Below are 752 nucleotides of genomic sequence, written 5' to 3'. Positions count from 1 at the left end.
GCTGAATGAGAGTGGCGCACGGGTGCGTAACGCGTGAGCAACCTACCCATATCAGGGGGATAGCCCGGAGAAATCCGGATTAACACCGCATAACATTACCGGATGGCATCATTTGGTAATCAAATATTTATAGGATATGGATGGGCTCGCGTGACATTAGCTAGTTGGAGAGGTAACGGCTCACCAAGGCTACGATGTCTAGGGGCTCTGAGAGGAGAATCCCCCACACTGGTACTGAGACACGGACCAGACTCCTACGGGAGGCAGCAGTAAGGAATATTGGTCAATGGAGGCAACTCTGAACCAGCCATGCCGCGTGCAGGATGACTGCCCTACGGGTTGTAAACTGCTTTTGTCTAGGAATAACCCTTGGTACGTGTACCGAGCTGAATGTACTAGAAGAATAAGGATCGGCTAACTCCGTGCCAGCAGCCGCGGTAATACGGAGGATCCGAGCGTTATCCGGATTTATTGGGTTTAAAGGGTGCGTAGGCGGCCTGTTAAGTCAGGAGTGAAATACGGCAGCTCAACTGTCGCAGTGCTCTTGATACTGATGGGCTTGAATATCGCTGAAGATGGCGGAATGAGACAAGTAGCGGTGAAATGCATAGATATGTCTCAGAACACCGATTGCGAAGGCAGCTGTCTAAACGATTATTGACGCTGATGCACGAAAGCGTGGGGATCAAACAGGATTAGATACCCTGGTAGTCCACGCCCTAAACGATGATAACTCGATGTTAGCGATATAC

Annotated in this window: 1 rRNA gene; it reads left to right on the top strand. The window is 50.3% G+C overall.

Annotated elements, in window-relative coordinates:
• Positions 1-752, top strand: a 16S ribosomal RNA gene (locus HP439_RS19275); the annotation flags it as partial.

The sequence above is a fragment of the Sphingobacterium shayense genome (genome assembly GCF_013179575.1).
In the GTDB taxonomy this organism is placed as follows: Bacteria; Bacteroidota; Bacteroidia; order Sphingobacteriales; family Sphingobacteriaceae; genus Sphingobacterium; species Sphingobacterium shayense.
The sequence above is the reverse complement of the archived record's forward strand: the minus strand, read 5'-3'. Positions and strand labels throughout refer to the sequence as shown.